23 protein-coding genes are annotated in these 25,735 nt (G+C 67.0%); 8 read left to right on the forward strand and 15 right to left on the reverse strand.

What is annotated here, in order from left to right; all coding sequences use genetic code 11:
- Window positions 1-108: 108 nt before the first annotated feature.
- From clpX to BMZ25_RS02650, 8 genes are all read right to left on the reverse strand, one after another.
- Window positions 109-1,368 carry an ATP-dependent Clp protease ATP-binding subunit ClpX gene (gene clpX, locus BMZ25_RS02615; RefSeq protein ID WP_092687902.1) on the reverse strand — a complete coding sequence of 420 codons (1,260 nt, stop codon included), beginning with the start codon at window positions 1,366-1,368 and terminating at the stop codon, window positions 109-111.
- Between the two features lie 125 nt (window positions 1,369-1,493).
- Entirely contained in the window at window positions 1,494-2,123 is a 630-nt protein-coding gene (locus BMZ25_RS02620) for an ATP-dependent Clp protease proteolytic subunit (protein ID WP_092687905.1), read from the reverse strand.
- A gap of 313 nt (window positions 2,124-2,436) precedes the next feature.
- A complete protein-coding gene (gene glpK, locus BMZ25_RS02625; protein ID WP_092687908.1) occupies window positions 2,437-3,930 on the reverse strand; it encodes a glycerol kinase GlpK in 1,494 nt (497 codons plus the stop codon).
- Window positions 3,931-4,020: 90 nt separating this feature from the next.
- Window positions 4,021-5,661, reverse strand: coding sequence for a glycerol-3-phosphate dehydrogenase (gene glpD, locus BMZ25_RS02630; RefSeq protein ID WP_092687911.1), 1,641 nt, complete (start codon window positions 5,659-5,661; stop codon window positions 4,021-4,023).
- A gap of 114 nt (window positions 5,662-5,775) precedes the next feature.
- On the reverse strand, window positions 5,776-5,958 hold the full coding sequence (locus BMZ25_RS02635; RefSeq protein WP_092687913.1) for a hypothetical protein: 183 nt from the start codon (window positions 5,956-5,958) through the stop codon (window positions 5,776-5,778).
- Between the two features lie 113 nt (window positions 5,959-6,071).
- A complete protein-coding gene (locus BMZ25_RS02640) occupies window positions 6,072-7,556 on the reverse strand; it encodes an NAD(P)(+) transhydrogenase (Re/Si-specific) subunit beta (protein ID WP_092687916.1) in 1,485 nt (494 codons plus the stop codon).
- Between the two features lie 10 nt (window positions 7,557-7,566).
- Window positions 7,567-9,141, reverse strand: coding sequence for a Re/Si-specific NAD(P)(+) transhydrogenase subunit alpha (locus tag BMZ25_RS02645; protein ID WP_092687918.1), 1,575 nt, complete (start codon window positions 9,139-9,141; stop codon window positions 7,567-7,569).
- Window positions 9,142-9,292: 151 nt separating this feature from the next.
- Entirely contained in the window at window positions 9,293-9,736 is a 444-nt protein-coding gene (locus BMZ25_RS02650) for a methyltransferase family protein (RefSeq protein ID WP_092687921.1), read from the reverse strand.
- A 94-nt stretch (window positions 9,737-9,830) separates the two neighbouring features.
- On the opposite strand from BMZ25_RS02650, the gene kynU reads away from it, so the two are divergent.
- Window positions 9,831-11,024 carry a kynureninase gene (kynU, locus tag BMZ25_RS02655; protein WP_092687924.1) on the forward strand — a complete coding sequence of 398 codons (1,194 nt, stop codon included), beginning with the start codon at window positions 9,831-9,833 and terminating at the stop codon, window positions 11,022-11,024.
- Window positions 11,025-11,027: 3 nt separating this feature from the next.
- Here kynU and BMZ25_RS02660 read toward each other — a convergent pair whose 3' ends face one another.
- From BMZ25_RS02660 to BMZ25_RS02680, 5 genes are all read right to left on the reverse strand, one after another.
- Window positions 11,028-11,717: a D-lyxose/D-mannose family sugar isomerase gene (locus tag BMZ25_RS02660; RefSeq protein ID WP_092687927.1), complete on the reverse strand. Its 690-nt coding sequence runs from the start codon at window positions 11,715-11,717 to the stop codon at window positions 11,028-11,030.
- On the reverse strand, window positions 11,718-12,230 hold the full coding sequence (locus BMZ25_RS02665) for a hypothetical protein (RefSeq protein ID WP_092687929.1): 513 nt from the start codon (window positions 12,228-12,230) through the stop codon (window positions 11,718-11,720).
- Window positions 12,231-12,331: 101 nt separating this feature from the next.
- The gene (locus tag BMZ25_RS02670) at window positions 12,332-13,108 is read right to left on the reverse strand and encodes a gamma-glutamyl-gamma-aminobutyrate hydrolase family protein (RefSeq protein ID WP_092687932.1); all 777 of its coding nucleotides are present in this window, start codon (window positions 13,106-13,108) and stop codon (window positions 12,332-12,334) included.
- Window positions 13,109-13,236: 128 nt separating this feature from the next.
- Window positions 13,237-13,479, reverse strand: coding sequence for a DUF2256 domain-containing protein (locus BMZ25_RS02675; protein WP_456243230.1), 243 nt, complete (start codon window positions 13,477-13,479; stop codon window positions 13,237-13,239).
- On the reverse strand, window positions 13,412-13,615 hold the full coding sequence (locus BMZ25_RS02680; protein WP_092687938.1) for a hypothetical protein: 204 nt from the start codon (window positions 13,613-13,615) through the stop codon (window positions 13,412-13,414). The genes BMZ25_RS02675 and BMZ25_RS02680 overlap by 68 nt, the downstream gene beginning before the upstream one ends.
- A 103-nt stretch (window positions 13,616-13,718) precedes the next feature.
- On the opposite strand from BMZ25_RS02680, the gene pepN reads away from it, so the two are divergent.
- The 3 genes from pepN (at window position 13,719) to BMZ25_RS02695 (ending at window position 17,942) form a co-directional block, all read left to right on the forward strand.
- Window positions 13,719-16,274 carry an aminopeptidase N gene (pepN, locus tag BMZ25_RS02685; protein WP_092687941.1) on the forward strand — a complete coding sequence of 852 codons (2,556 nt, stop codon included), beginning with the start codon at window positions 13,719-13,721 and terminating at the stop codon, window positions 16,272-16,274.
- Window positions 16,275-16,355: 81 nt separating this feature from the next.
- Window positions 16,356-16,916 carry a type 1 glutamine amidotransferase domain-containing protein gene (locus tag BMZ25_RS02690; RefSeq protein ID WP_092687944.1) on the forward strand — a complete coding sequence of 187 codons (561 nt, stop codon included), beginning with the start codon at window positions 16,356-16,358 and terminating at the stop codon, window positions 16,914-16,916.
- 144 nt (window positions 16,917-17,060) lie between these two features.
- Window positions 17,061-17,942, forward strand: a complete 882-nt coding sequence (locus BMZ25_RS02695) for a lysophospholipid acyltransferase family protein (protein WP_092687947.1) — start codon at window positions 17,061-17,063, stop codon at window positions 17,940-17,942.
- A gap of 18 nt (window positions 17,943-17,960) precedes the next feature.
- Here BMZ25_RS02695 and BMZ25_RS02700 read toward each other — a convergent pair whose 3' ends face one another.
- Window positions 17,961-18,797, reverse strand: coding sequence for a transglycosylase SLT domain-containing protein (locus BMZ25_RS02700; protein WP_235859755.1), 837 nt, complete (start codon window positions 18,795-18,797; stop codon window positions 17,961-17,963).
- A 4-nt stretch (window positions 18,798-18,801) separates the two neighbouring features.
- Entirely contained in the window at window positions 18,802-19,380 is a 579-nt protein-coding gene (locus tag BMZ25_RS02705; protein ID WP_092687950.1) for a transglycosylase SLT domain-containing protein, read from the reverse strand.
- Window positions 19,381-19,606: 226 nt separating this feature from the next.
- Here BMZ25_RS02705 and gatB point away from each other — a divergent pair, with 226 nt between their 5' ends.
- The 4 genes from gatB to BMZ25_RS02725 all read left to right on the forward strand — a co-directional run bounded on the left by gatB (window position 19,607) and on the right by BMZ25_RS02725 (window position 25,710).
- On the forward strand, window positions 19,607-21,118 hold the full coding sequence (gatB, locus tag BMZ25_RS02710; RefSeq protein ID WP_092687953.1) for an Asp-tRNA(Asn)/Glu-tRNA(Gln) amidotransferase subunit GatB: 1,512 nt from the start codon (window positions 19,607-19,609) through the stop codon (window positions 21,116-21,118).
- Between the two features lie 181 nt (window positions 21,119-21,299).
- Complete coding sequence (locus BMZ25_RS02715; protein ID WP_092687956.1) at window positions 21,300-22,892, forward strand: ATP-dependent DNA ligase; 1,593 nt, start codon at window positions 21,300-21,302, stop codon at window positions 22,890-22,892.
- Window positions 22,885-23,820 carry an amidohydrolase family protein gene (locus BMZ25_RS02720; protein WP_092687959.1) on the forward strand — a complete coding sequence of 312 codons (936 nt, stop codon included), beginning with the start codon at window positions 22,885-22,887 and terminating at the stop codon, window positions 23,818-23,820. The genes BMZ25_RS02715 and BMZ25_RS02720 overlap by 8 nt, the downstream gene beginning before the upstream one ends.
- A gap of 66 nt (window positions 23,821-23,886) precedes the next feature.
- Window positions 23,887-25,710: a M3 family oligoendopeptidase gene (locus BMZ25_RS02725; protein ID WP_092687961.1), complete on the forward strand. Its 1,824-nt coding sequence runs from the start codon at window positions 23,887-23,889 to the stop codon at window positions 25,708-25,710.
- The last annotated feature ends 25 nt before the right edge of the window (window positions 25,711-25,735 follow it).

Raw genomic sequence — 25,735 nt, forward strand, 5'->3', positions numbered from 1 at the left:
CGTCGCGTTGCCGCTGGCCTATCGCGACAGGCCCGGTGCGGCAACGAAAATGCGGCGCCGGGACACCCGACGCCGCATTCGGAAACTTCGGTTCACGCACGGCGCGGTTTACCCGGCCGTCGCGGATTCCTTCTTCTGCTCGGCATAGATCATCAGCGGCGCAGCTTCCGACGTCACGGCCTCTTCGTTGACCACGACCTCGTCGACACCTTCCATGCCCGGCAGATCGAACATCGTGTCGAGCAGGATGTCCTCTAGGATCGACCGCAGGCCACGGGCGCCGGTCTTGCGGGCGATCGCCCGCTTGGCGATGGCCATCAGCGCATCTTCAGTAAAGGTCAGCTCGGCATCCTCCAACTCGAAGAGGCGCTGGTACTGCTTGACCAATGCGTTCTTCGGCTGGGTGAGGATCGTCACCAGTGCGTCTTCGTCCAGGTCCTCCAGCGTCGCGATGACGGGCAGACGGCCGACGAATTCGGGGATCAGGCCGAACTTCAGCAGATCCTCGGGCTCGAGGTCGGTGAGGGTCTCGCCGATGCCGCGCAGGCTTTCGTCCTTCACGTCGGCGCCAAAGCCGATCGCGCTGCCCTTCCCGCGCTGCGAGATGATCCGGTCGAGCCCCGCGAAGGCACCGCCGCAGATGAACAGGATGTTCGTCGTGTCCACCTGCAGGAATTCCTGCTGCGGATGCTTGCGCCCGCCCTGGGGCGGTACCGACGCGACGGTGCCCTCCATGATCTTCAGAAGCGCCTGCTGCACGCCCTCGCCCGACACGTCACGGGTTATGGACGGGTTGTCGGACTTGCGCGTGATCTTGTCGACCTCGTCGATGTAGACGATGCCGCGCTGCGCGCGCTCGACGTTGTATTCGGACGCCTGGAGTAGCTTGAGGATGATGTTCTCGACATCCTCGCCGACATACCCAGCCTCGGTCAGCGTGGTCGCGTCCGCCATGGTGAAGGGCACGTCGAGGATTCGGGCCAGTGTCTGCGCCAGAAGCGTCTTGCCGCAGCCTGTCGGGCCGATCAGCAGGATGTTCGACTTGTTCAGCTCGATATCCGTCTTGCCGGCGTGATTCAGGCGTTTGTAGTGGTTGTGAACCGCGACGGAGAGCACGCGTTTCGCATGCGACTGACCGATGACGTAGTCATCGAGGATCTCGCAGATCTCTTTCGGGCTCGGCACACCTTCCGACGACTTCAGGCCCGACGCCTTCGTCTCTTCGCGGATGATGTCCATGCAGAGTTCGACGCATTCATCGCAGATGAACACGGTCGGCCCGGCGATGAGCTTTCGGACCTCGTGCTGGCTCTTGCCGCAGAAGGAGCAATATAGCGTGTTCTTACTGTCGCCGGAAGTATTCGCCATGTCTTACCTCTCGGGCATTTCGCCCTTTCGTGTGGGCCCCCGCGGGGTGGCCGGTCTGCCCTCCGACCAAGCCTAGGGCAGACCATTTTCTGGCACAACGCGAAAAACGCGATCCCGGGTCCGGGTCAGGATTCCCCCTCGGGCGCGTCGCGGTTCTCGACGATGTCGTCGATGATGCCCCAATCCTTCGCCTCTTCGGGCGACATGAACTTGTCACGCTCGAGCGCGTCCTCGACGGTCTTCAGCTTTTGCCCGGTGTGCTTGACGTAGATTTGATTGAGCCGGTCCTTCAGCTTCTGCGTCTCCTGGGCGTGGATCATGATGTCCGTGGCCTGCCCCTGATAGCCGCCCGAGGGCTGGTGGACCATCACCCGGCTGTTGGGCAGCGAAAAGCGCATGCCCGGCGCACCCGCCGCCAGCAGGAGCGATCCCATCGAGGCCGCCTGCCCCACGACCAGCGTGGAGACGGCCGGCTTGATGTACTGCATCGTGTCGTAGATCGACAGTCCCGAGGTGACGACGCCACCTGGGCTGTTGATGTACATTGAGATCTCTTTCGAGGGATTTTCCGCCTCGAGGTGCAGCAGCTGCGCGACGATCAGGCTCGACATGCCGTCGTGGACCGGACCGGAGAGAAAGATGATACGCTCTTTCAGCAGCCGCGAGAAGATGTCGTAGGCGCGTTCGCCCCGGCCGGTCTGTTCCACCACCATGGGGACGAGGTTGTTCATGTACGTGTCGATCGGATCGGTCATTCCGCCTGCCTCGCGCTGTCTGGAAACCTAGCCTCAATTTGCCAACAGAGTCTTAGTGACGCGTCAGAGGGGCCGCAAGTAGACAGCCGGAAACTCTGGGCCTTGAAAGACACGCGCCGCGCGTTAACGCGTCCGCGATGGCGCGACCATCGGGCGCAAGCCGGCGCCCCCTGGCCCGCTTTCCTGTGCACCACCGCGCCCCGGACAACTTACCGAACGGAAAGTTAACGCAAGGTTAAGGAAAAACAGCCGGTTCGGACCGTTCCCCGTTCCGCTCGGGCCCCGGGCCTGTGGACAACCATGTGGTCGGCTCTCAGGACTCCACCGTCGCCAGGGTCGCCCTGATGGCCCGGCGCCATCCGTCGTACTTGGCTTGGCGCGTGTCCTCGTCCATCCGCGGCTCGAACCGCTTGTCGAGCGCCCAGCCCTCGGCAAAGCCATCCTGATCGGGATAGACGCCGGCCTTCATGCCGGCCAGCCACGCCGCCCCCAGCGCAGTCGTCTCGAGCACCTCGGGCCGGTCCACGGGGGCGCCGATGATGTCGCTGAGGAACTGCATCGCCCAGTCCGAGGCCGACATGCCACCGTCAACACGCAGGGTCTGCGCCTCGCCCTTGGACCAGTCCGCCTGCATCGCCTCCAGAAGATCGCGGGTCTGGTACCCCACGCTTTCCAGAGCGGCCCGCGCGAACTCTTCGGGGCCGGAATTGCGCGTCAGACCGAAGATGGCGCCGCGGCACTCGGCATTCCAGTACGGCGCCCCCAGCCCCGTGAAGGCGGGGACGAGGATCACGTCCTGCGAGGTATCCGAGCGCTCGGCCATCGGCTGCGTCTCCTTGGCGTCGCGGATGATCTTCAGCCCGTCGCGCAGCCATTGCACCACCGCCCCCGCGATGAAGATCGACCCCTCCAGCGCGTATGTGGGCTTGCCATCGAACTGGTAGGCGATCGTGGTGAGAAGCCGGTTCTGCGAGAACACCGGTTCTTCGCCCGTGTTCAGAAGCGCGAAACAGCCCGTCCCGTAGGTGGATTTCAGCATCCCGGGCTTGAAGCACGCCTGCCCCACGGTCGCCGCCTGCTGGTCGCCGGCAACGCCCAGGATCGGGATCTCGCGCCCGAACAGGTCGGACCGCGTGACACCGAACTCGGTCGCGCTGTCGCGCACCTCGGGCAGCATCGATTCCGGGATGCCCAGAAGGTCGCAGATCGTCGTCGACCAGCGCCCCTTGCGGATATCGTAAAGCATCGTGCGGCAGGCGTTGGTCGCATCCGTCACGTGCGACGCACCGCCCGTCAGCTTCCAGATCAGATAGCAGTCGACCGTCCCGAACAGCAGCTCGCCGGCCTCGGCCTTCTGTCGGGCACCGTCCACGTTGTCGAGAATCCAGGCCAGCTTCGTCGCCGAGAAATACGGATCGAGCAGCAGGCCGGTCCGTTCCGTCACCATCGGCTCGTGCCCCTCGGCCTTGAGCCGGTCGGTCATCTCGAAGGTGCGCCGGTCCTGCCAGACGATCGCCTTGTGGATCGGGCGCCCCGTCGCCTTTTCCCAGACCACGACCGTCTCGCGCTGGTTGGTGATCCCGATCGCGGCGATGTCGGAGACCGGAACGCTGGCGCGCTCGATCACCTCGCGGCAGGTGCCCGCAGTCGTGGACCAGAGGTCCGAGACGTCATGCTCGACCCAGCCCGAGGCCGGGTAGTGCTGGGTGAACTCCTCCTGCGCCTTGGCGACGATCCCGAATGTCTCGTCGAACAGGATTGCCCGGCTGGACGTGGTGCCCTGATCGATGGCCAGAATGTGTCCCATGACTCCTCCCCTCGTTCCTGCGGCGGTCTTGCGCGTCAGGCACACTCAAGCCGACACGCGCCGCCGTTTCAAACCCTCAGATCGGCCCGCCTATTCCGCGGCGCGGGCCACGCCGCGCGCCTCGGCCATCCAGGCGTCGAGTTCCGCGATCTCATCGGCGCTCATCCGCAGGCCCAGTTTCGACCGGCGCCAGACGACGTCGTCGGCCGTGCGGGCGAACTCCTTGTCCATCAGCCAGCGGATCTCGGCCTCGGTCAGCGTCGCGCCGAAGATTCGGCCGAGATCGTCGGTCGCCGCGGCGCTGCCAAGTATCTCGCGGGCGTCGGTACCGTAGGCGCGGATCAGGCGCCGTGCCCAGAACGCGTCGAGGAACCCGTATTCCTGTTGCAGTTCCGCGATCTGGCGGTCGACGGACGCCACCGGAAAATCGCCGCCGGGCAGCGGCACCTCGGCCGTCCACTCCCCCGGTGTGCCGGGGAAAAATGGCGTGATCTTGGCCAGCGCCTGCTCGGCCAGCTTGCGGTAGGTCGTGATCTTGCCGCCGAAGACGTTCAGAAGTGGCGGCTCGGATCCCAGGGGGCCGTCGGTCGCCGGGCCCGCGTCGAGGGTCAGCACGTAGTCACGCGTCGCCGCCGTCGCGGACTTGGCCCCGTCGTCATAAAGCGGCCGCACGCCCGAGTAGGTCCAGACGATGTCGTCGCGGGTGACTGGTTTCTTGAAATACTGCGAGGCGAACCGGCAGAGATAATCCGCCTCTTCTTCGGTGCATTCCGCCGGCTTCGACGGATCGTTTCCGTGGTCCTTGTCGGTGGTGCCGATCAAGGTGAAGTCGGTCTCGTATGGGATCGCGAAGATGATCCGCCCGTCCTCGCCCTGAAAGAAATACGCCTTGTCGTGGTCGTAGAGACGCTTGGTGACGATATGACTGCCCCGCACCAGCCGCACGTCCTCGCTCGAGTTCACGTGCACGGCGTTGCGGATGATGTCGCCGACCCAAGGGCCGCCTGCATTGACCAGCGTGCGGGCCTGGACGACTTCCCGGGTGCCGGTGTCCTCGTGCTCCAGCTCGATCCGCCAGAGGCCGGCTTCGCGCTCGGCCGACAGGACCTTGGTGCGCGTCATGATCCGCGCGCCGCGCTGTTCGGCGTCGCGGGCGTTCAGCACCACCAGCCGCGAATCCTCCACCCAGCAATCGGAATATTCGTAAGCCTTCTTGAACCGATCCGAGATCGGCCCGCCCTCGGGCCGCTCGGTCAGGTCCAGCGTGCGCGTCCCCGGCAGGATTTTCCGCCCGCCCAGGTTGTCGTACATGAACAGCCCCAGCCGGATCAGCCAGGACGGCCGGCGTCCCTTCATCCACGGCATGACCGTGTTCAACAGCTTCGAAGTCGGCGTCTCTCCCTCGAAGCGCATCTCGGCGCTGTACGGCAGCACGAACCGCATGGGCCAGCTGATATGCGGCATTGCCTTCAGCAGCGTCTCACGCTCCACCAGCGCCTTCTGCACCAGCTTGAACTCGAAGAACTCGAGATACCGCAGGCCGCCGTGGAACAGCTTGGTCGAGGCCGACGAGGTGGCCGAGGCCAGGTCGTTCATCTCGGCCAGTGCGACGCTCAGCCCCCGTCCCTGCGCATCCCGCGCGATGCCGGTGCCGTTGATCCCGCCGCCGATCACGAAGATGTCCACCGGGCTTCGGTCGGGGGGATGAGGTGTCGTCTCGGTCGCCGCCATTCGGGCCTCCGCTGTCGTCATCGGGCGCGGCGCGCACCCGGCCGGGACCTAGGGCACACCGTCGGGCGGCCAACCGCCGCCCCGACGCACGATAGCCAGCACCGCCGGCAATGGCTACCGCCGGAACAGCGTGCGCAAGCCGCGTGCCCCGAGATAAAGCAGGATCAGCCCGACAACCGCCTCGCCCTGCGCGACAATCGGGCGCGCGCCCAAAAGCGCGCCGCCGGTCGCGCACAGCGCCATCCCCAGCGCGAGGGCCAGTGCGGCGAGAAGGTATTCGAGCGGTCTCGGCAGCATGCGGCACAGGTGGGTCGTGGCCGCGGCGGATCAATCCCCGCCGGGCCCGTCAGACGCAAAAGGGCCCGCCCGGATGATCCGGGCGGGCCCCTTAAGCCACGGGACGGCGTCGTTCAGCTGCTGATCCTGCTGAGAAGGCCCTCGATGCTGGCCTTCGCGTCGCCGTAGAGCATGCGCGTGTTGTCCTTGAAGAACAGCGGGTTCTCGATCCCCGAATAGCCGGTACCCTGGCCGCGCTTGCAGACGAAGACGTCCTTGGCCTTCCAGACCTCGAGAACCGGCATGCCGGCGATCGGGCTGTTGGGGTCGTCCTGAGCGGCAGGGTTCACGATGTCGTTCGAGCCGATGATGATCACCACGTCGGTGTCGGGGAAATCGTCGTTGATCTCCTCCATCTCGAGAACGATGTCGTAGGGCACCTTCGCCTCGGCCAGGAGCACGTTCATGTGCCCCGGCAGGCGGCCGGCGACGGGGTGGATGGCAAAGCGCACCTCCTTGCCCTTGCCCCGCAGCTTGCGCGTCAGTTCGCTGACGGCGTTCTGCGCCTGCGCCACCGCCATGCCGTAACCCGGCACGATGATCACGCTGTCCGCCTCGTCCAGCGCCGAGGCGACCGCGTCGGCGTCGGTGGCGACCATCTCGCCCTCCATCTCCTGCGCGGGACCCTGGCTGCCGCCGAAGCCCCCGAGGATCACGCTGACGAAGTTGCGGTTCATCGCCTTGCACATGATGTAGGACAGGATCGCACCGGACGAGCCCACCAGCGCGCCGACCACGATCAGGAGGTCGTTCGACAGCGAAAAACCGATCGCCGCCGCGGCCCAGCCCGAATACGAGTTCAGCATCGACACCACGACCGGCATGTCGGCGCCGCCGATACCCATGATCAGGTGATAGCCGATGAACAGCGACAGGAGCGTCATCAGGAACAGCGGGAAGAACCCGCCCGAGCCGAAGAACCACACCAGGCACAGTGCCGAGCCGATGGCCGCAGCCGCGTTCAGCAGGTGCCCGCCCGGCAGCTTCGTCGCCGCGCTCGTCACCTTGCCCGCCAGCTTGCCGTAGGCCACCACCGAGCCCGTGAAGGTGATCGCGCCGATGAACACCCCGAGGAAAAGCTCCAGCCGCAGCACGTTGATCTCGGCCTGGGTCTTGTGCGCCACGATCGCCGCGAAGCCGCGGAAGCTCTCGGCCACCGCCGCCGCCTCGGCCTCGACCGCCGGCCGCGGGAACAGCGTCCCCGCCTCGGCAAAGGCCTGCGCCACCCGGCCGATCTCGAAATGGGCGTTGTAGCCCACGAACACCGCCGCGAGACCGACCAGCGAGTGCATCGCCGCCACCAGCTGCGGCATCTCGGTCATCTGCACCCGCTTGGCGACGATGACGCCGATCACGCCGCCACCGGCGATCAGGATCAGCGACAGCAGCCAAAGCCCCACGCCTGGGCCGAACAGCGTCGCCAGAACCGCCAGCGTCATGCCGGCGATGCCGTACCAGATCGCCCGCTTGGCGCTTTCCTGGCCCGACAGGCCGCCCAGACTCAGAATGAAGAGGACGGCCGCGACCACGTAGGCCGCTGTGGTAAATCCGAAATCCATGGTCCCCTCCTTACGATTTCTGGAACATCGCGAGCATCCGCCGCGTCACGAGGAAGCCGCCGAAGATGTTGATCCCGGCCATGAAGACCGACAGCGCGGCAAGGAGGATCACCAGGAACGACCCCGAGCCGATCTGCATCAGCGCACCGAGGATGATGATCGAAGAGATCGCGTTCGTCACCGCCATCAGCGGCGTGTGCAGGCTGTGGCTGACATTCCAGATCACCTGGAAGCCCACGAACACCGCCAGCACGAACACGATGAAATGCTGCAGGAACGAGGCCGGCGCCACCAGCCCCACCAGAAGCATCGCCACCGCGCCCACGCCCAGCAGCGTCACCTGCCGTTTCGTCTGTGACCGGAACGCGGCCAGCTCCTGCGCGCGCTTCTCTTCGGGCGTCAGTTCCTTCGGCTTCTCGGTCTTGGGCGCCGCACCGATCGCCTTGGTCTTGGGCGGCGGCGGAGGATAGGTGATCTCGCCGTGGTGGGTCACCGTGGCGCCCCGGATCACGTCATCCTCCATGTCGTGCACGACCTGGCCGTCCTTCTCGGGCGTCAGATCGGTCATCATGTGGCGGACATTTGTCGCGTAGAGCGCCGAGGATTGCGTCGCCATCTTCGAGGGGTAGTCGGTGTAGCCCACGATGGTGACGCCGTTCTCGGTGACGAACTTCTCGTCCTTGCGCGTCAGCTCGCAATTGCCGCCGCGCTCGGCGGCGAGGTCGATGATGACGCTGCCGGGCTTCATCGCCTCGACCATGTCCTTCGTCCACAGCTTCGGCGCTTCGCGGTTCGGGATCAGCGCCGTGGTGATGACGATGTCCACGTCGGGCGCCAGCTCGCGGAACTTCTCGAGCTGCTTTTCCTGGAATTCCGGGCTCGACGGCGCGGCGTAGCCGCCGCTCTCGGAGCCGTCCTTGGTCTCTTCGTCGAAGTCGAGATAGACGAACTCCGCCCCCATCGACTCGATCTGCTCGGCCACCTCGGGGCGCACGTCGAAGGCGTAGGTGATCGCGCCCAGCGAGGTCGAGGTGCCGATCGCGGCCAGACCCGCGACCCCGGCGCCCACCACCAGCACCTTCGCCGGCGGCACCTTCCCCGCCGCCGTCACCTGGCCGGTGAAGAACCGGCCGAAATTGTTGCCCGCCTCGATCACCGCGCGGTAGCCCGCGATGTTCGCCATCGACGACAGCGCGTCCATCTTCTGCGCCCGGCTGATCCGCGGCACCATGTCCATCGCGATCAGGCTCGCGCCCTGCTCCTTCGCCCGCTCCAGCAGGGCCTCGTTCGAGGCGGGGTAGAAGAACGAGATCAGCAGCTGATCGCGCCGCAGCATCCCCACTTCCTCGTCCGTCGGCGGGCGCACCTTGGCCACCACGTCGCAGCCGGCATAAAGCGCTGCCGCGTCGTCCACCACCTCGACACCCGCCTCGCGGTAGGCCGCGTCGGTGAACCCCGCCCGCATACCCGCGCCAGACTGGACCGCGCACTCGTGCCCCAGCTTCTGAAGAGCCTTCGCGCTCTCCGGTGTCATCGCGACACGGGCTTCGCCCGACATCACTTCCGTTGGCGTTCCGATCTTCACGTCCCTACTCCCTTCTGGCTCATTGGCGCGGGGCCCGCGTCCGGTTCCGTAACGGCATCGTGTATGGCAGCCCCAGGGTCAAGCCTGTGTATAGGCCGCAATTTTGTTGCGCAACCGGAAGCCATGACGACATGCAAGAGATGCGGCCCGCTCAGATCCAGCGCCGCACCCCGGCGCGATAGCGTTCGAAATCGTGGCCGAAGGCGGTGCGCAGGCGCTCTTCCTCGGGCCGGATGAACCGTCGGTCGAGCAGCCAGGCGAGAACCGGCACCGCGAGAAGCGCGAGCCACGAGCCACGCGCCAGCCCCGCCCCGGCCAGCAACAGAAGATCGCCCAGGTAGATCGGGTTGCGCGAGACCCGGAACACGCCCGTGCGCACCAGCGCCGAGGGCATGAGGTGGGGCAGCGGGGTCGTGCGCCGGCGCCGCATCTCGAGCACGGCGGCAAGCATCAGCGCGAGCCCCGTCGCGATCAGCAGACCGCCCAGGGGACGCCCCCAGCCCGGCCACGCAACGGGCCACAGCGCCGCCTGCGCCCAGCCGAGCGCGATGCACAGCGCCAACCACGTCGGGGGAATGTCGATCCATTTCGCCATGGCGCGCACCTCCGCAACGAGGTATCGCCGCACCCGGCGCGGCTGTCCAGCCGGACGCCGCTGCCGGAAAGAGGACGGACGGGAGGGCCGAGAGATGACCGATTTCGCCGCGACACGCGAGATGTTTCACCTTCCCGACGGCGTGATCTACCTCGACGGCAATTCGCTGGGACCGTTGCCCAAGGCCGCCCCCGACCGCGTGCACGAGATGATGACCGCCGAATGGGGAGAGATGCTGATCACCGCGTGGAACCGCGCGGGCTGGATGGCCGCCCCCGCGCGCATCGGCGACCGGATCGCCCGCCTGATCGGCGCCGCGCCGTGCACGGTGGTGATGGGCGACACGTTGTCGGTCAAGGTCTACCAGGCGCTCGCCGCTGCCCTGGAAATGCAACCCGACCGCCGGGTCATCCTGTCGGACACCGGCAACTTTCCCTCGGATCTCTACGTCGCCGAGGGGCTGATCGAGGCGCTCGGCCGCGGGCACCGCCTGAAACGGGTCGCCCCCGAGGAGGTGGCCGACCACATCGACGACACCGTCGCCGCAACGCTTCTGACCGAAGTGGATTACCGCACCGGGCGGCGGCACGACATGGCCGCCCTGACGCGCCGGGCGCACGAGGCCGGCGCGCTTGCGATCTGGGATCTCGCCCATTCCGCCGGCGCCTTGCCCGTCGACCTCGCCGGCACCGACGCCGATTTCGCCGTCGGCTGCACCTACAAGTTTCTCAATTCCGGGCCCGGCGGACCGGCCTTCATCTATATCCGGCCCGATCTGGCCGACCGCGCCCGCCCGGCGCTGGCCGGCTGGCTGGGGCACGAGGCGCCGTTCGCCTTCGATCCCGATTATCGCCCCGGCGCGGGCATCGCCCGGATGCGCGTGGGAACGCCACCGATCCTCCAACTCGCGGCGCTGGATGCGGCACTCGACATCTGGGAGGGCGTGGACATGGGCGACCTGCGGCGGCGCTCGATCGCCCTGGCCGAGCTGTTCCGGGACGAGGTCGCGCGCAGCTGCCCCGGGCTCGAGCTGGCGTCGCCTGCTGACCCGGCCGCACGCGGCAGCCAGATCTCGTTTCGCCACCCCGAGGGGTATGCGGTGATGCAGGCGCTGATCGCCCGCGGCGTGATCGGCGACTTCCGTGCGCCGGACATCCTGCGCTTCGGACTGACCCCGCTTTACACCAGCGAGGACGACATCCGGGCGGCGGTGGCGACGCTGGCCCGGATCCTCGACGAGCGGCTCTGGGACGACGCCGCCTACCGCGTGCGCAACGCCGTCACCTGATGCTTATGCCGGAAGCCACGTCGCGTAGTCGCTGACGAGCAGGCGGCTCGGCGCGACGTCCTCGTCGACGGCGGGGAAGCGGCCGATTTCGTCGCGGAACACGTTGTCGGTCACGTCGTCATTGACGGTCGAAACCTCGCCCACCAGCACGTCGCCGCCCTCGCCCCAGAAGGCGTGCCAGTCGCCCGGCATCAGCGTGACGCTTTCGCCGGGGGCCAGACGCAGCACCTCACCCGGGCCGATCTCGCGCGGGATGCCGTCACACCGGACCTGCACGCCGCGATCCTCGGCGAAACCGCCCTTGGAATCCGAGCCGAAAAGTTCGAGGGCGAGCGTTCCGCCACCGCGGTTGATGATGTCCTCGGCCTTCATGACGTGGGTGTGCATCGGGCTCAGCTGATCCTCGCGCGTAATCAGCAGCTTCTCGGCATAGCACATGCCCCGGCCGCGCTGGAGGTCCGCCAGGGCTCCGTTCCGCAGGGTGAAGAGCACGAGGCCCGTCTCGTCGAACGTCCCGAGACCGTAGTCGGTGACGTCCCATCCCATGCCGGAGTCGATGATCCGGCGGGCGCGTTCGCCCTGCGCGACGAAATCGTCGGGGGACCAGTTCGCGAAGGGCGGCAGCACGAAGCCGTGCCGCGCGATCATCTCGGCGGCGTCTGCGATGAGGTCGTTGATGGTCGATCTTTGCACCTAGGCGTCTCCTCCGGCGAATTGACGGCTCGATCTCTGCACGCCCTCGGCCCATCCGGCAAGCAGCTGATCAAGTCCCTGCCCCGCATGGGGCCGCTCGGAAATCACCTCGGGCACCGAAAGGTTCCCGTGCTCGGGCACCGGCGATGACCAGGCCACGTCGAGGCCGTGCAGCGCGGCCGCCGCGACCGGCAGTTGGCCGATGGCCTCGGCGACCTTCCCCAGCAGGCGACCGACCTCGCGCTCGTCGGGCGGGACTGCCTGTCCGACCGCGAGCACGAAGAACGGCACACTGCCCCATCGGCCCAGAGCGGAGGAGAGGTCGCGCCTGCGCAACAAGTCCGGCACAACGACGATGATCGCGGCGCGGATGCCCTCGGGGCCAAGAAGATGCAGGGCAGTCACGGGCAGCCGGGCCACCGGACAGAACCGGGCCGTCAGCAGCGAGAAAGCATAGGAAGCGATCCGGGTCGTCAGCGACCCAGGAGAACCATCGATGAGGAGGTAGCGCATGACAAGTCTTCGGCGGCAGCGTTGCCGGGTGAAATCGGAGACGGCTTATCTGCCTCTCGACGCATCACTGCAAGCGCTAACTTTCCCCGCCTGCCCAAAAATTACGCGCTTTGAAGAACCCGCCGTCTCTTCCCACTGGCCCAGTCGGACACGGCCGCGCCGAAGGCCTCGAAAAGCGGTCGCGAGACGGGATCCTCGGACGCCCGCCACTCCGGATGCCACTGAACCGCAAGCGCGAATCCGGGCGCCCCGTCGACATACAGTGCCTCGGGCGTGCCGTCCGAGGCATGCCCGTCGATCACCACGCGCGGTCCGGCGGACTTGATTCCCTGGCCGTGCAGCGTGTTGGTCATCACCTCGGTGGCGCCCATCAGGCGGTGAAACGGCCCGTTGGGCGTGAACGTCACCTGGTGGCGCAGCTCGAACTTCTCTTCCAGCGTGCCCTCGGGCGGCATGCGATGGTTCATGCGGCCCGGCAGGTCCCGAATCTCGGGATAGAGTGTGCCGTTCATCGCCACGTTGACCTCCTGGAAGCCGCGACAGATGCCCAGAACAGGCTGTCCCCGGTCGATGCAGGCGCGGATCAGCGGCAGGGCGATGCGATCGCGGGAGCGGTCGAAGGCGCCGTGCGCCTCGGTCGCGACTTCGCCGTACTCCTCGGGATGCACGTTCGGCCGGCCGCCCGTGAACAGGAAGCCGTCGCAGCACTCCATCAGGTCCTCGACCGAGAGCACTTCGGGATCGCACGGAACGACGAGCGGCACCGCGTCGGACACCTTCGAGATCGCCTCGGAGTTCATCGCGCCACCACCGTGGACGCGGTATTCCCCGTTGATCAGATGCTCGTTTCCGATGATGCCGACGACCGGTCGCGCCATGCCAGTTCCCTGCTGCCGTTGTATGAAACGTTAATATAAGGGCATCACGGGGCGGCCAACAACCGCCGCACCGCACACATCCTGTGCGACGGGCGATTGCGCGAAAATACGGCGCCCTGCCGGATTCGTCAGCGCGGGCGCGAGGTCGGCCTCCGGTTCCGGCGGCACCGGTCGGAACAATAGCGCACCTCGTCCCAGACTTGCGCCCACTTGCGTCGCCAGGCGAAGGGGCGGCCGCAGACGGCACAGACCTTGGTGGGCAGGTCTCCCTTGCGACGCGGTGCCACGGGGCAGCCCCCGGCGTTACTCGCCCGCTTCGCTGGTGACGGGGGCGGACGCGTCGACGTTCTCTCCGGTGTCCTCGTTGCCACCGATCCCGCGGATCGTCACCCAGCCGATCAGAAGCACCAGCAAAACGAGCGCCAAGAGCACCGAGGCGCCCATCCCCAGAAGCGGGGTCTTGTGCTTCTTTTCCTGCTCTTCAAGGTTGGTCTTGGGGGCGGACATGGGATACCTCCTAACGGCTGACAGGTCTGCCGCTTGCTGAGCGGCGTTACCCGTCTAACGTAAGAAGGACCGCTGAGGTTCAATTCCGGAGCAGGAGACGAGAATGAAGGACGCCGCGCCCCGTGCCGTGCTGTTGAGCGACTACGCACCCTACCCGTTCGAGATCGACGAGGTGCGCCTGACCTTCCGGCTCGACCCGCACGCCACACGGGTCCTGGCGCGGATCGCGTTCCGTCCCAACCCCGCCGCCGAGCCGTCGCGGACCATGCGGCTGGACGGGGAGGCGCTCAAGCTGCTGTCGGCCCTCATCGACGGCGAAGAGGTCGAGCCGCGGCTGGACGACACCGGGCTGACGGTCGACGTCCCCGATGGCGCATTCGTCTGGGAGGCCGAGGTCGAAATCTCGCCGGCGGACAACACCGCCCTCGAAGGGCTCTACATGTCGAACGGCATGTACTGCACCCAGTGCGAGGCCGAGGGCTTTCGCAAGATCACCTACTATCCCAACCGCCCCGACGTGATGGCGCCGTTCCATGTCCGCATAGACGGCGAGGCGCCGGTCCTTCTGTCGAACGGCAACCCGGTGCATTTCGGTGAGGCCTTCGCCGAATGGCACGATCCCTGGCCGAAACCGGCATACCTGTTCGCGCTGGTCGCCGGCGATCTCGTGGCGCATCCGGACACGTTCACCACCAAGAGCGGCCTGCCCGTCGCGCTGAACATCTACGTCCGGCCCGGCGACGAGGGAAAGGCCGACTACGCGATGGACGCGCTGAAACGCTCGATGCGCTGGGACGAAGAGACCTACGGCCGCGAATACGACCTCGACGTGTTCAACATCGTTGCCGTCGACGACTTCAACATGGGCGCGATGGAGAACAAGGGGCTGAACATCTTCAACTCGAAGTATGTCCTCGCCTCGCCCGAGACGGCCACCGACCGCGACTACGAGCTGATCGAGGGCATCATTGCCCACGAGTATTTCCACAACTGGACCGGCAACCGCATCACCTGCCGCGACTGGTTCCAGCTGTGCCTGAAGGAAGGTCTGACCGTGTTCCGCGACCGCGAGTTCACCGGCGACCAGCGCAGCCACGCGGTGAAGCGCATCGACGACGTCGTCATGCTGCGCGCCCGCCAGTTCCGCGAGGACAACGGGCCGCTGTCGCACCCCGTCCGGCCGTCCTCCTATATCGAGATCAACAACTTCTACACCGCGACCGTCTACGAGAAGGGCGCCGAAGTGATCGGCATGCTCAAGCGGCTGGTGGGCGACGAGGCCTATCACCGGGCGCTCGATCTCTATTTCGAGCGGCATGACGGGCAAGCCTGCACCGTCGAGGACTGGCTGGCGGTGTTCCAGGATGCCACCGGGCGCGACCTGCACGCCTTTTCGCACTGGTACACGCAATCCGGCACACCGCGCCTTCGCGTGCTGGAAGAGTTCGAGGACGGCACCTACACCCTGCACTTCCAGCAGGAGACGCCCCCGACGCCGGGGCAGGACGAAAAGGGCCCGCAGGTGCTACCCATCGCCGTGGGCCTGCTGTCGCCCGAGGGCGACGAGATCGTCCCCACCACCCTGCTCGAGATGACAGAGTCCGAGCAGAGCTTCACGTTCGAGGGCCTGAGCGAGAAGCCCGTGCCCTCGCTCCTGCGCGGGTTCTCGGCGCCGGTGATCCTCGACCGCGCGACCTCGACCGAGGAACGCGCCTTCCTGCTGGCGAACGATACCGACCCCTTCACCAAGTGGGAGGCGGGGCGCGCGCTGGCCCGCGACGTACTGATCCGCATGGTCACCGACGATGCGCAGCCGGGACCCGCCTATCTCGACGCGCTGGAACGGGTGGCGCGGGACGACACGCTCGACCCGGCCTTCCGCTCGCTGGCGCTGGCGCTGCCGTCGGACGACGACATGGCGCAGGCGCTGGCCGACGGCGGAGTCACGCCCGACCCGCTGCGGATCAACGCCGCCAACCGCGCGCTGAACCAGAAGATCGCAGAGCATCTTTCGGACGTGCTGCCGCAGATCTACGAGGCGATGGAGGTCGTCGGCCCCTACACTCCCGATCCCAAGGCGGCGGGCCGCCGGTCGCTGCGGCAGACGGCGCTTGCGCTGATGTCGCGGACAGATGGCGGCAAGCGGGCCGCGCGCCAGTTCGAGACCGCCGACAACATGACCGAGCAGATGGGCGCCATCACCTGCCTGGTACGGATCGGCGAAGGCGCCGATCAGCTCGACGCCTTCTTCCGCCAGTGGGACCACGACCGCCTCGTGCTGGACAAGTGGTTCGCGCTGCAGGCGGGCCTCGCCAAGCCGGGCGACACCGCCGACACTATGCGGCGCCTGACCGAGCATCCGAACTTCGACTGGAAGAATCCCAACCGCTTCCGCTCGGTGATAGGCGGGATCGCGGGCAACCATGCCGGCTTTCACGAGCCGTCGGGCGCGGTCTACGAGCAGGTGATCGACTGGCTGGTCCGGCTGGACCCGCTGAACCCGCAGACGACCGCGCGGATGACCACGATGTTCGAGACCTGGCACCGCTACGACACCGACCGGCAGGAGATGATCCGCGCCGCGCTCGGTCGCCTGCGCGCGACCGAAGGGCTGTCCCGCGACACGGGCGAGATGGTCGCGCGCATCCTCGGGGACTGACCCTTCACGCTGTCGTGTGAGCCACGGAACCTGACCGCCTCCTGTCCGTTTCAGCGCCAAGCAGACAGACAGGAGGCAATTATGCCGAGCATCACCGACGCGAAGGTCCTGATCCTCGCGACCAACGGTTTCGAGCAATCCGAGTTGACCGTGCCGCGCGACAAGCTGCGCGAGGCCGGCGCGACCGTCCATGTTGCCAGTCTCGACGGCAAGGACATCACCGGTTGGGACAAGACCGACTGGGGCGATACCGTCCCCGCCGATCTGGGTCTCGGCGACACGAGCGTGCGCGACTACGACGCGCTTGTCCTGCCGGGCGGCCAGATCAATCCCGACATCCTGCGCACCGAGCCCGAGGCGGTCATGCGCGTTCGCGAATTTGTCGAAGCGGGCATACCCACCGCTGCGATCTGCCACGCCCCTTGGCTTCTGGTCGAGGCCGACCTGCTGCGCGGCAAGCGGGCGACGAGCTATCCGTCGATCCGCACCGACCTGCGCAACGCGGGCGCGGACGTCGTGGATGAAGAGGTCGTCACCGACGGCGTCATCACCACGAGCCGCAATCCGGGCGACCTGGAGGCGTTCGTGAAGCGCATCATCGAGCAGATCGAGGGCCGCCACGACCAGTCGGTCGCGGCCTGACACGTGCAAGTCCCCGCCGCTGAACGGAAACACGGGTGGCGGGGACCGGTCCGGCGACCTATACTATACTCTCAGAGGGGTATTTTGCCGCCGGGCCGGATTGTCTAGTCATGGCCCTGTCAACTTGAAGTGTTGTGTGGGGCCATGAGAGAGCGACTCGATCCGCTGATATCCGAACGCGCACCCTGGCTGTTCGCCAACAGGCCGGGAACGCGTCTTGTTCATCGCGCGCTCACGAAAATGCTGAGCTATGACAAGACCGTGCGGCTGGCCGAACATTTCGAGCACGCCGACTCGCCGTCGATCATGAACCAGATGGGCGACTACCTTGCGCAGGACGTCGAGGCGACGGGCCTCGACAACATCCCGCGCCAGGGGCCCGCACTGATCGTGGCCAACCATCCCACCGGCATCGCCGACGGAATCATCCTGCACCACCTGATCGCGCCGCTCCGGCCCGACCTGTTCTTCTACGCCAATTCCGACATCCTGCGCGTCCTGCCGCAGATGTCGTCGATGATCTGCCCGGTGGAGTGGCGACAGGACAAGCGCAGCCGCGGCAAGACGCGCGAGACGATGAACTACACGAGAGAGGCGATCGACGACGGCCGCGTCGGCGTGATCTTCCCCGCCGGCCGTCTTGCCAAGCGGCGCGGGCTGCGCCTCTATGAACGGCAATGGATGACTTCGGCCGCCATGATCGCGCGGAAGTTCGATCTGCCGGTGATTCCGGTGAACGTTCGAGCGCGCAATTCGGCGATCTTCTACATCTTCGACAAGATTCACCCGACCCTGCGCGACATCACCCTGTTCCACGAGACGCTGAACAAGTTCCGGCAACCGTATCGCGTCACCGTGGGCGAGCCGATTTCGCCGGCGGCGCTTCCGGCGACGTCGGAGGATGGGATCGAGTTGTTGCGCAAGGCGACCCTGGCGCTCGGCGGCCGCTACGCGCCGACGGTTTCTCTGGTGGACAATACCGGCCTGCCCTCGCTGTCGCGGCGCCGGACGCAGATCCCGAACTAGCCGTCGGACGGGCCCGGCTCAGGGACCGATCAGGAAATCGACCGAGGACGTCGCCGCGCGGGTCACCTCGACCGGCGTCACGCGGTCTGGCCGCGCTTCGGGGCGCAGGTCCGGCAGGACGGGACCGGCGACCAGCGTTTCCGGCACCGGCTTGCGCGTCGGCCGCGGGCTGGCGAACATCTGGCAATAGTCCTGCCGCCGCAGCCAGGACGCCATCTCGGCACGCTTGGTGCCCGAGCGCATCGGGCCCCAATCCGCCGACACGCCGCTCCATTTCGGGCTGCGGGCGTGGATCACGCCGTCGCGCTTGACCGTGCGGGCCATGATCCGGACCGCGCAGGACAAGTTCGCCGCGCCGTCCGTCAAAGCCTGCCCACTGCGCGCGCGGCAGCCATAGCCACGTGCCGTCGCCGGCAGGATTTGCAGAAGGCCGTACCACTGACCGCCGCCGCCCACCGCGCCGGGGCGCCAAGTGCTTTCGTGCTTGGCCAGCGCCGAGAGGAACCCGACCCAGAACGACCGGCGCGCGCCCGTGGGCGCGTCGGCGTAACCGGGGCACCAGGTCTCGATGTCACCGGGCACCATGCTGACCAGCGGCTCGCCGGGGCCGCGGAGCGCGTCGAGCACTGCGCGCGACCACGCGTCGCCCTCGGAACGGAAATCCCAGCGCGCGGTCGGGATCACCTCCACCCATTCGGGCCGCGCCCTTGGCATCGGGCTGACCGCTGGGGCCTCGACGGCGTCGGCCGCCTCGGGGCTCGCCAGCGACGCGGTCGGGACCGCGAGGCCCATGGCCACGGTTGCCGCCAGAACGCAGCGGCGCGACACGGCGGCGAACAGGCCCGAACGGGTCATGCGCTCAGCCCTCTGTCTGGCAATAGGGCTGCTGGACGACCCAGGCGCGCATCTCGTCCCGCTTGGAGGACGAATGGAACGGCCCCCAGTCGAGCATCCCGCGCGCGACGGTGCCGCGGGACATCACCTGGTGGGTGGCGATGCGGATGGCGCAGCTAAGGTTGGCAACGCCGTCCTTCAGCGCCTCGCCGCTCTTGGCCCGGCAGTCATAGCCACGTGCCGTGTTCGGGTCGATCTGCACGAGGCCGAACCACTGCCCGCCCCCGCCGACGGCATCGGGCCGCCAGGTGCTTTCGTGCTTGGCAAGCGCCGAGAGGAGCCCGACCCAGAACGCCGACCGCTCTTCCGGCGTGCCCTCGGCATAGCCGGGGCACCAATCGTCGATGTCAGACGGCGTGAAATCGCGCAGGCCAGCCCCTTGCGAGGCCATCGCGGACATCGAGGCCTCGGTCCAGAGCGTCGCCTCGGGACGGTGATCCCACCGGGTCACGGGCAGCTGCGGCTCGGGCGTGGCGGTTTCGGCTTTCTGGAGAGAGCAGGCAGAGGCGAGAAGACAGACGGCGAGCAGTGCAATGCGACGCATCCGACTGGGCTCCAACTTGTTTCGGACTGGCGCGGTAGGTGCCCCGACTCGCCACCTTCGATCAACCCCACCCCCGAAAAGCGGCAGCGATCCGCCGATGGACGCACAGAGACCCGCCGACTGTCCGATATCGGTGCGGATGCGACCGATCTGCCCTCGCCCGCTTGCCGCCGCCGCAGGGCTGGCCTAGAACCGCCCGCGAAACGCAGCCCGGAGGCTCTCGCCCATGCTCGATCTCACCTACGAGGCGCCGACACCCAAGGTCATCCAGGGCGCCAAACACGACTGGGAACTGGTCATCGGCCTGGAGGTACACGCCCAGGTCGCCTCGAAGGCCAAGCTATTCTCGGGCGCCTCGACGCAGTTCGGCGCCGAGCCGAACTCGAACGTCGCCTTCGTCGACGCCGGGATGCCGGGTATGCTGCCGGTCATCAACGAGGGCTGCGTCGCACTGGCGGTCAAGACCGGGCTCGGGCTGAAAGCGCAGATCAACCTCGTCTCGGCCTTCGACCGCAAGAACTACTTCTACCCCGACCTGCCCCAGGGCTATCAGATCAGCCAACTCTACCACCCGCTCGTCGGCGAGGGCGAGGTGCTGGTCGACATGGGGCCGGGCGTGGCCCGCAAGGTCCGGATCGAGCGCATCCACATGGAACAGGACGCGGGCAAGTCGATCCACGACATGGACCCGCACATGTCCTTCGTCGATCTCAATCGCACCGGCGTCGCGCTGATGGAGATCGTCAGCCGCCCCGACATCCGCGGCCCCGAAGAGGCCGCCGCCTATGTCGGCAAGCTGCGCCAGATCCTGCGGTATCTCGGCACCTGCAACGGCGACATGCAGAACGGTAATCTGCGCGCCGACGTGAACGTCTCGGTCTGCCGTCCGGGCGACTACGAGAAGTTCATCGAAACCGGCGACCCGAGCGTGCTCGGCACCCGGTGCGAGATCAAGAACATGAACTCGATGCGGTTCATCCAGGCGGCGATCGACCACGAGGCGCGCCGCCAGATCGCCATCATCGAGGACGGCGGCAGCGTCGTGCAGGAGACCCGGCTCTACGACCCCGACAAGGGTGAGACCCGCTCGATGCGCAACAAGGAAGAGGCGCACGATTACCGCTACTTCCCCGATCCCGACCTGCTGCCGCTCGAGATCGAGCAGGCCTGGGTCGACGAGATCGCCGGCTCGCTCCCCGAGCTGCCCGACGAGAAGCGCGCGCGGTTCGTGACCGAATACGGCATGACCGAATACGACGCGAACGTGCTGACCGCCGAGGTCGAGAACGCCGCCTTCTTCGAAGAGGTCGCCGCGGGCCGCGACGGCAAGACCGCCGCGAACTGGGTCATCAACGAGCTGTTCGGGCGGCTGAAGAAGGACGACCTGGCGATCTCGGAAAGCCCTGTCTCCGCCGCGCAGCTCGGCGCGATCCTGGACCTGCTGGCCAAGGACGAGATCAGCGGCAAGATCGCCAAGGACCTGTTCGAGATCGTCTGGACCGAAGGCGGCGATCCCGCGCAGATCGTCGAGGACCGCGGCATGAAGCAGGTCACGGACACCGGCGCCATCGAGGCCGCGGTCGACGACATCATCGCCGCCAACCCCGCCCAGGTCGAAAAGGCGCAGGGCAACCCCAAGCTCGCCGGCTGGTTCGTCGGCCAAGTGATGAAGGCCACCGGCGGCAAGGCCAATCCCAAGGCGGTCAACCAGATCGTGACGGACAAGCTGGGCCTCTGATCCCCCGCGGGAAGCGCGCCCGAAAGTTGGCGGCGCTTCCCGGCACACGCCTGAGACGGCGTCTCCTCGCTTCGGACCTTCGCCCATTCCGGCCGATCAAGACCGTTCGCTGGCGGTCCGAACCCGGCCCGACCCTTGCCAAGCCCTGTCCGCCCGGCCCACAGCGCCTATCTGCTGGCGCATGCAGCGTTTCGCCCAGCTTTTCACCCGGCTCGACCAGACGACCAAGACCAACGCCAAGGTCGAGGCGCTTGCCGCGTATTTCACCGACGCGCCCGAAAGCGACCGGTTGTGGACCATCGCCCTTTTGTCGGGCCGCCGCCCGAAGCGGAGCGTCAATGCCACCCACCTGCGCGAATGGGCGTCCGAACATGCCAGCCTGCCGCTGTGGCTGTTCGAGGAATCCTATCCCATCGTAGGCGATCTGGCCGAGACGATCGCGCTGATCCTGCCGGACCCGACGGGCCGGTCCGATCGGACGCTGACCGACTGGATCACCGAGGTGAAATACCTGGGCAAGCTGGACGAGGCCGAGCGCAAGGCCCGCATCCTCGCCGCCTGGGACGGGCTGGAGGCCGCCGAGCGCTTCGTGTTCAACAAGCTTCTGACCGGTGGCTTCCGCATGGGCGTCAGCCAGAAGCTGATGACCCGCGCCCTGTCGCGCGCCACCGGCATCGACGAGCCGGACCTGGCGCACCGGCTGATGGGCGACTGGTCGCCCGAGACGACGAGCTTCCGCAGCCTGATCCTAGAATACGATCCGACGGCGGACCTGTCCAAGCCGTATCCCTTCTACCTCGCCTACCAGCTGGACGACCCGCCCGACACGCTGGGCCCGCCCGAGGACTGGGCGGCCGAGTGGAAATGGGACGGCATCCGCGGCCAGCTGATCCTGCGCGGCAGCGCGCATTTCCTCTGGTCGCGGGGCGAGGAGCTGATGACCGACCGCTTCCCGGAATTCGCCGTCCTGCCCGACTTCCTGCCGGACGGCACCGTGATCGACGGCGAAGTGCTGGCGTGGGAGGGTACGCGCCCGATGCCCTTTGCGGCGCTCCAGAAGCGTATCGGCCGCAAGACCGTGCCGAAGAAGCTGCTGACCGAGGCGCCGACGATCCTGCGCGCCTACGATCTGCTGGAACACCACGGAGAGGACATCCGCGCCCTGCCTTTCGTCGAACGGCGCAAGCGGCTCGAAGCCGTGCTTGCCGACGCGCCTGCCGACGCGCCGATCCTGCCGTCGCCGCTGGTCCAATTCGGCGACTGGGCCGCCCTCGCCGCCGAGCGCGAGACCTCGCGCGACTTCTACGCCGAGGGCCTGATGCTCAAGCGCTGGGACAGCCCCTATCGCGACGGCCGCAAGAAAGGCGATTGGTGGAAATGGAAGGTCGATCCACTGACCATCGACGCGGTGATGATCTATGCCCAGCAGGGGCACGGGCGCCGCGCGAACCTGTTCACCGACTTCACCTTCGCGGTCTGGTCGGGAAACGATCTGATCCCGTTCACCAAGGCCTATAGCGGCCTGACCGACAAGGAATTCCGCCAGATCACGGCCTGGGTCCGGAAGAACACGCTGGAACGCTACGGGCCGGTACGCGCTGTTAAGGCGGAGCACGTGTTCGAGATCGCCTTCGAGGGGATACAGGAAAGCCCGCGCCACAAGTCCGGCGTGGCCCTGCGCTTTCCCAGGATGTCACGCTGGCGCCACGACAAGCCGGTTGCGGAGGCGAACACGCTCGTTGACTTGAAGGAGATGCTGGCCGCCTATGGATAACGACGACGACCTGCCCGACGCCCGCCCCTCGGAAACCTACGACACGCTGGCGAACCTGCCCGAGGGTCTGTCGCCCGCCGACCGGCCCAAGGTGCCGACGACGCTGCCGCCGCCAGGCGCCTGTGACTCCCATGTGCACGTTCTGGGCGGCGCCGCGGATTTCGCGCTGAGCGAGAACCGGCCCGAGAATCCGGCGGGCGGACGCAGCTGGAAGGACTGGCTGCAGATGCTCGACATGCACCTCTCGACGCTCGAACTGGAGCGGGTGGTGGTCGTCCAGTCGATGCTGCACGGCACCGACAACGCGATCACGCTCGAGACTTTGCGCCATCTCGGCAGCCGCGCCCGCGGTGTGGCGATGATCTCGGAGGATGCCGACGACACGCTGCTGACGCGGCTGGCCGATGCCGGCATCAAGGCGGCGCGGATGAACCTCGTCCACGGTGGCGCGATCAACTGGAACGGCGCCAAGACGCTGGCGCCCCGGCTTGCGGCCCACGGGATGCACCTGCAGGTGCTGATCGAGGCCGACCACCACATGGAACAAATCGCCGAGGACATCCGCACCCTGCCCGTGCCGATCGTGTTCGACCATATCGGCTGGCCCGACGTGGCGTCGGGGCCCCGGCAGGCGCCGGTCGAGACGCTGCGCCGGCTGCTTGGTGAGGGTCGCGCCTATGCCAAGATCTCCGGCGTCTACCGCTTCTGCGACGCCCCCTGGGACGACGCGGACGAGATCGTCGCCTCGCTCGTTGCCGCCAACCCCGAGCGGTGCCTCTGGGGCTCGGACTGGCCGCATATCCTGCTGGACGGGGCCGAGATGCCCGATGCCGGCCTGCTGGTCGATGCGTTCCACCGCGCTGTGACGGACGCCGAGTCGCGCCAGAAGGTCTGGGTCGACACGCCCGCCGCGCTCTACGGCTTTTGATCCGCGCCTTGCGGAGCGTACCGCCGACACCCTATCTCTGAGCCGGAGAACAAAGAAAGGACCACGATGACGCTCGACCTGCCCCGCCCCGTCTTCGACGCCTCCGCCCCGGGCGGTAAGGATCTGGGACAGCTGCCGGAATGGGACCTCACCGATCTCTACGCAGCGCCGGATGCGCCCGAGCTGAAGCGCGACATGGACTGGCTCGAGTCCGCCTGCGCGGACTTCGCCGCCGATTACGAGGGCAAGCTCGACACGCTGGATGCCGCGGACTTTCTCGACTGCGTGAAGCGCTACGAGCGGATCGACGTCATCGCCGGCCGCATCATGTCATTCGCCGGCCTGCGGTATTACCAGCAGACGACCGATCCGCAGCGGGCGAAGTTCCTGTCGGACTGCCAGGACCGGATCACTACGTACACCACCCCGCTCGTGTTCTTCACGCTCGAGGTGAACCGCCTGCCCGACGATCATCTCGACGCGCTGTTCGCCGCGAACGACGAACTGGCGCGCTACCAGCCGATCTTCGACCGGATGCGCGCGATGCGTCCCTACCAGCTTTCGGACGAGCTGGAGAAGTTCCTGCACGACCAGTCCGTCGTCGGCGCGACCGCCTGGAACAAGCTCTTCGACGAGACGATGGCGGGGCTCGAGTTCCGCGTTCAGGACGAGACGCTCGGTCTCGAGGCGACGCTGAACCTGTTGACCGACCACGACCGCGACAAGCGCGAGGCGGCGGCACGGGAGCTGGCGGCGACGTTCCAGAACCGGATCGGCCTGTTCTCGCGCGTCCACAACACGCTGACCAAGGAGAAGGCGGTCGAGGACCGCTGGCGCGGCATGCCGACGCCGCAGACCGGGCGGCACCTGGCCAACCATGTCGAGCCCGAGGTGGTCGAGGCCCTGCGCAACGCCGTGGTCGACGCCTATCCCAAGCTCAGCCACCGCTACTATGAGCTCAAGCGCAAGTGGCTGGGTCTGGACAAGCTGCAGGTGTGGGACCGCAACGCGCCGCTGCCGATGGAGGATCACAAGACCGTCGACTGGGACACTGCCAGGTCGATGGTTCTCGACGCCTATTCCGATTTCTCGCCGCACATGGCCGAACTGGCCGACCCGTTCTTCACAAAGGGCTGGATCGACGCGGGCGTGAAGCCCGGCAAGGCCCCCGGCGCCTTCGCCCACCCCACCGTGGTCGACGTGCATCCCTATGTGATGCTGAACTACCAGGGCAAGCCGCGCGACGTGATGACCCTGGCGCACGAGCTTGGCCACGGGGTGCACCAGACCCTCGCCGCCGGACAGGGCGAGCTTCTGGCCGCGACGCCGCTGACCCTCGCCGAGACGGCCAGCGTGTTCGGCGAGATGCTGACCTTCCGAAAGATGCTCGCCAACGCCAAGGACGACGCAGAAAAGAAGGTCCTTCTGGCCGGCAAGGTCGAGGACATGATCAACACGGTCGTCCGGCAGATCGCGTTCTACGACTTCGAGTGCAAGCTGCACGAGGCGCGCCAGGGCGGAGAGCTGACGCCCGAGGACATCAACAAGCTCTGGATGAGCGTCCAGGGTGAAAGCCTCGGGCCCGCGTTCGAGTTCATGGAAGGCTACGAGACGTTCTGGGCCTACATCCCCCACTTCGTCCACTCGCCGTTCTATGTCTATGCCTATGCTTTCGGCGACGGGCTGGTGAACGCGCTCTACGCGGCCTACGAAGAGGGCGACCCGGACTTCCAGGAAAAGTACTTCGAGATGCTCAAGGCCGGCGGCTCGAAGCACCACAAGGAGCTTCTGGCCCCGTTCGGTCTGGACGCCAGCGATCCGGCGTTCTGGGACAAGGGCCTGTCGATGATCTCGGGCCTGATCGACGAGCTCGAGGCGATGGAAGACTGATCGCGTGGCCGCCGGGACGTCGTGC

Source organism: Tranquillimonas rosea, assembly GCF_900111315.1.
GTDB lineage: Bacteria > Pseudomonadota > Alphaproteobacteria > Rhodobacterales > Rhodobacteraceae > Tranquillimonas > Tranquillimonas rosea.

What these genes read in the sequence shown, in the direction of transcription:
- kynU (WP_092687924.1), top strand. Translation starts at nt 9,831, where the DNA reads ATGACCGATTTCGCCGCGACACGCGAGATGTTTCACCTTCCCGACGGC.
- BMZ25_RS02670 (WP_092687932.1), bottom strand. Translation starts at nt 13,108, where the DNA reads ATGGCGCGACCGGTCGTCGGCATCATCGGAAACGAGCATCTGATCAAC.
- BMZ25_RS02665 (WP_092687929.1), bottom strand. Translation starts at nt 12,230, where the DNA reads ATGCGCTACCTCCTCATCGATGGTTCTCCTGGGTCGCTGACGACCCGG.
- BMZ25_RS02680 (WP_092687938.1), bottom strand. Translation starts at nt 13,615, where the DNA reads ATGTCCGCCCCCAAGACCAACCTTGAAGAGCAGGAAAAGAAGCACAAG.
- BMZ25_RS02705 (WP_092687950.1), bottom strand. Translation starts at nt 19,380, where the DNA reads ATGCGTCGCATTGCACTGCTCGCCGTCTGTCTTCTCGCCTCTGCCTGC.
- BMZ25_RS02620 (WP_092687905.1), bottom strand. Translation starts at nt 2,123, where the DNA reads ATGACCGATCCGATCGACACGTACATGAACAACCTCGTCCCCATGGTG.
- BMZ25_RS02715 (WP_092687956.1), top strand. Translation starts at nt 21,300, where the DNA reads ATGCAGCGTTTCGCCCAGCTTTTCACCCGGCTCGACCAGACGACCAAG.
- BMZ25_RS02695 (WP_092687947.1), top strand. Translation starts at nt 17,061, where the DNA reads ATGAGAGAGCGACTCGATCCGCTGATATCCGAACGCGCACCCTGGCTG.
- BMZ25_RS02700 (WP_235859755.1), bottom strand. Translation starts at nt 18,797, where the DNA reads ATGACCCGTTCGGGCCTGTTCGCCGCCGTGTCGCGCCGCTGCGTTCTG.
- pepN (WP_092687941.1), top strand. Translation starts at nt 13,719, where the DNA reads ATGAAGGACGCCGCGCCCCGTGCCGTGCTGTTGAGCGACTACGCACCC.
- BMZ25_RS02640 (WP_092687916.1), bottom strand. Translation starts at nt 7,556, where the DNA reads ATGGATTTCGGATTTACCACAGCGGCCTACGTGGTCGCGGCCGTCCTC.
- BMZ25_RS02720 (WP_092687959.1), top strand. Translation starts at nt 22,885, where the DNA reads ATGGATAACGACGACGACCTGCCCGACGCCCGCCCCTCGGAAACCTAC.
- BMZ25_RS02725 (WP_092687961.1), top strand. Translation starts at nt 23,887, where the DNA reads ATGACGCTCGACCTGCCCCGCCCCGTCTTCGACGCCTCCGCCCCGGGC.
- clpX (WP_092687902.1), bottom strand. Translation starts at nt 1,368, where the DNA reads ATGGCGAATACTTCCGGCGACAGTAAGAACACGCTATATTGCTCCTTC.
- BMZ25_RS02650 (WP_092687921.1), bottom strand. Translation starts at nt 9,736, where the DNA reads ATGGCGAAATGGATCGACATTCCCCCGACGTGGTTGGCGCTGTGCATC.
- BMZ25_RS02690 (WP_092687944.1), top strand. Translation starts at nt 16,356, where the DNA reads ATGCCGAGCATCACCGACGCGAAGGTCCTGATCCTCGCGACCAACGGT.
- gatB (WP_092687953.1), top strand. Translation starts at nt 19,607, where the DNA reads ATGCTCGATCTCACCTACGAGGCGCCGACACCCAAGGTCATCCAGGGC.
- glpK (WP_092687908.1), bottom strand. Translation starts at nt 3,930, where the DNA reads ATGGGACACATTCTGGCCATCGATCAGGGCACCACGTCCAGCCGGGCA.
- BMZ25_RS02635 (WP_092687913.1), bottom strand. Translation starts at nt 5,958, where the DNA reads ATGCTGCCGAGACCGCTCGAATACCTTCTCGCCGCACTGGCCCTCGCG.
- glpD (WP_092687911.1), bottom strand. Translation starts at nt 5,661, where the DNA reads ATGGCGGCGACCGAGACGACACCTCATCCCCCCGACCGAAGCCCGGTG.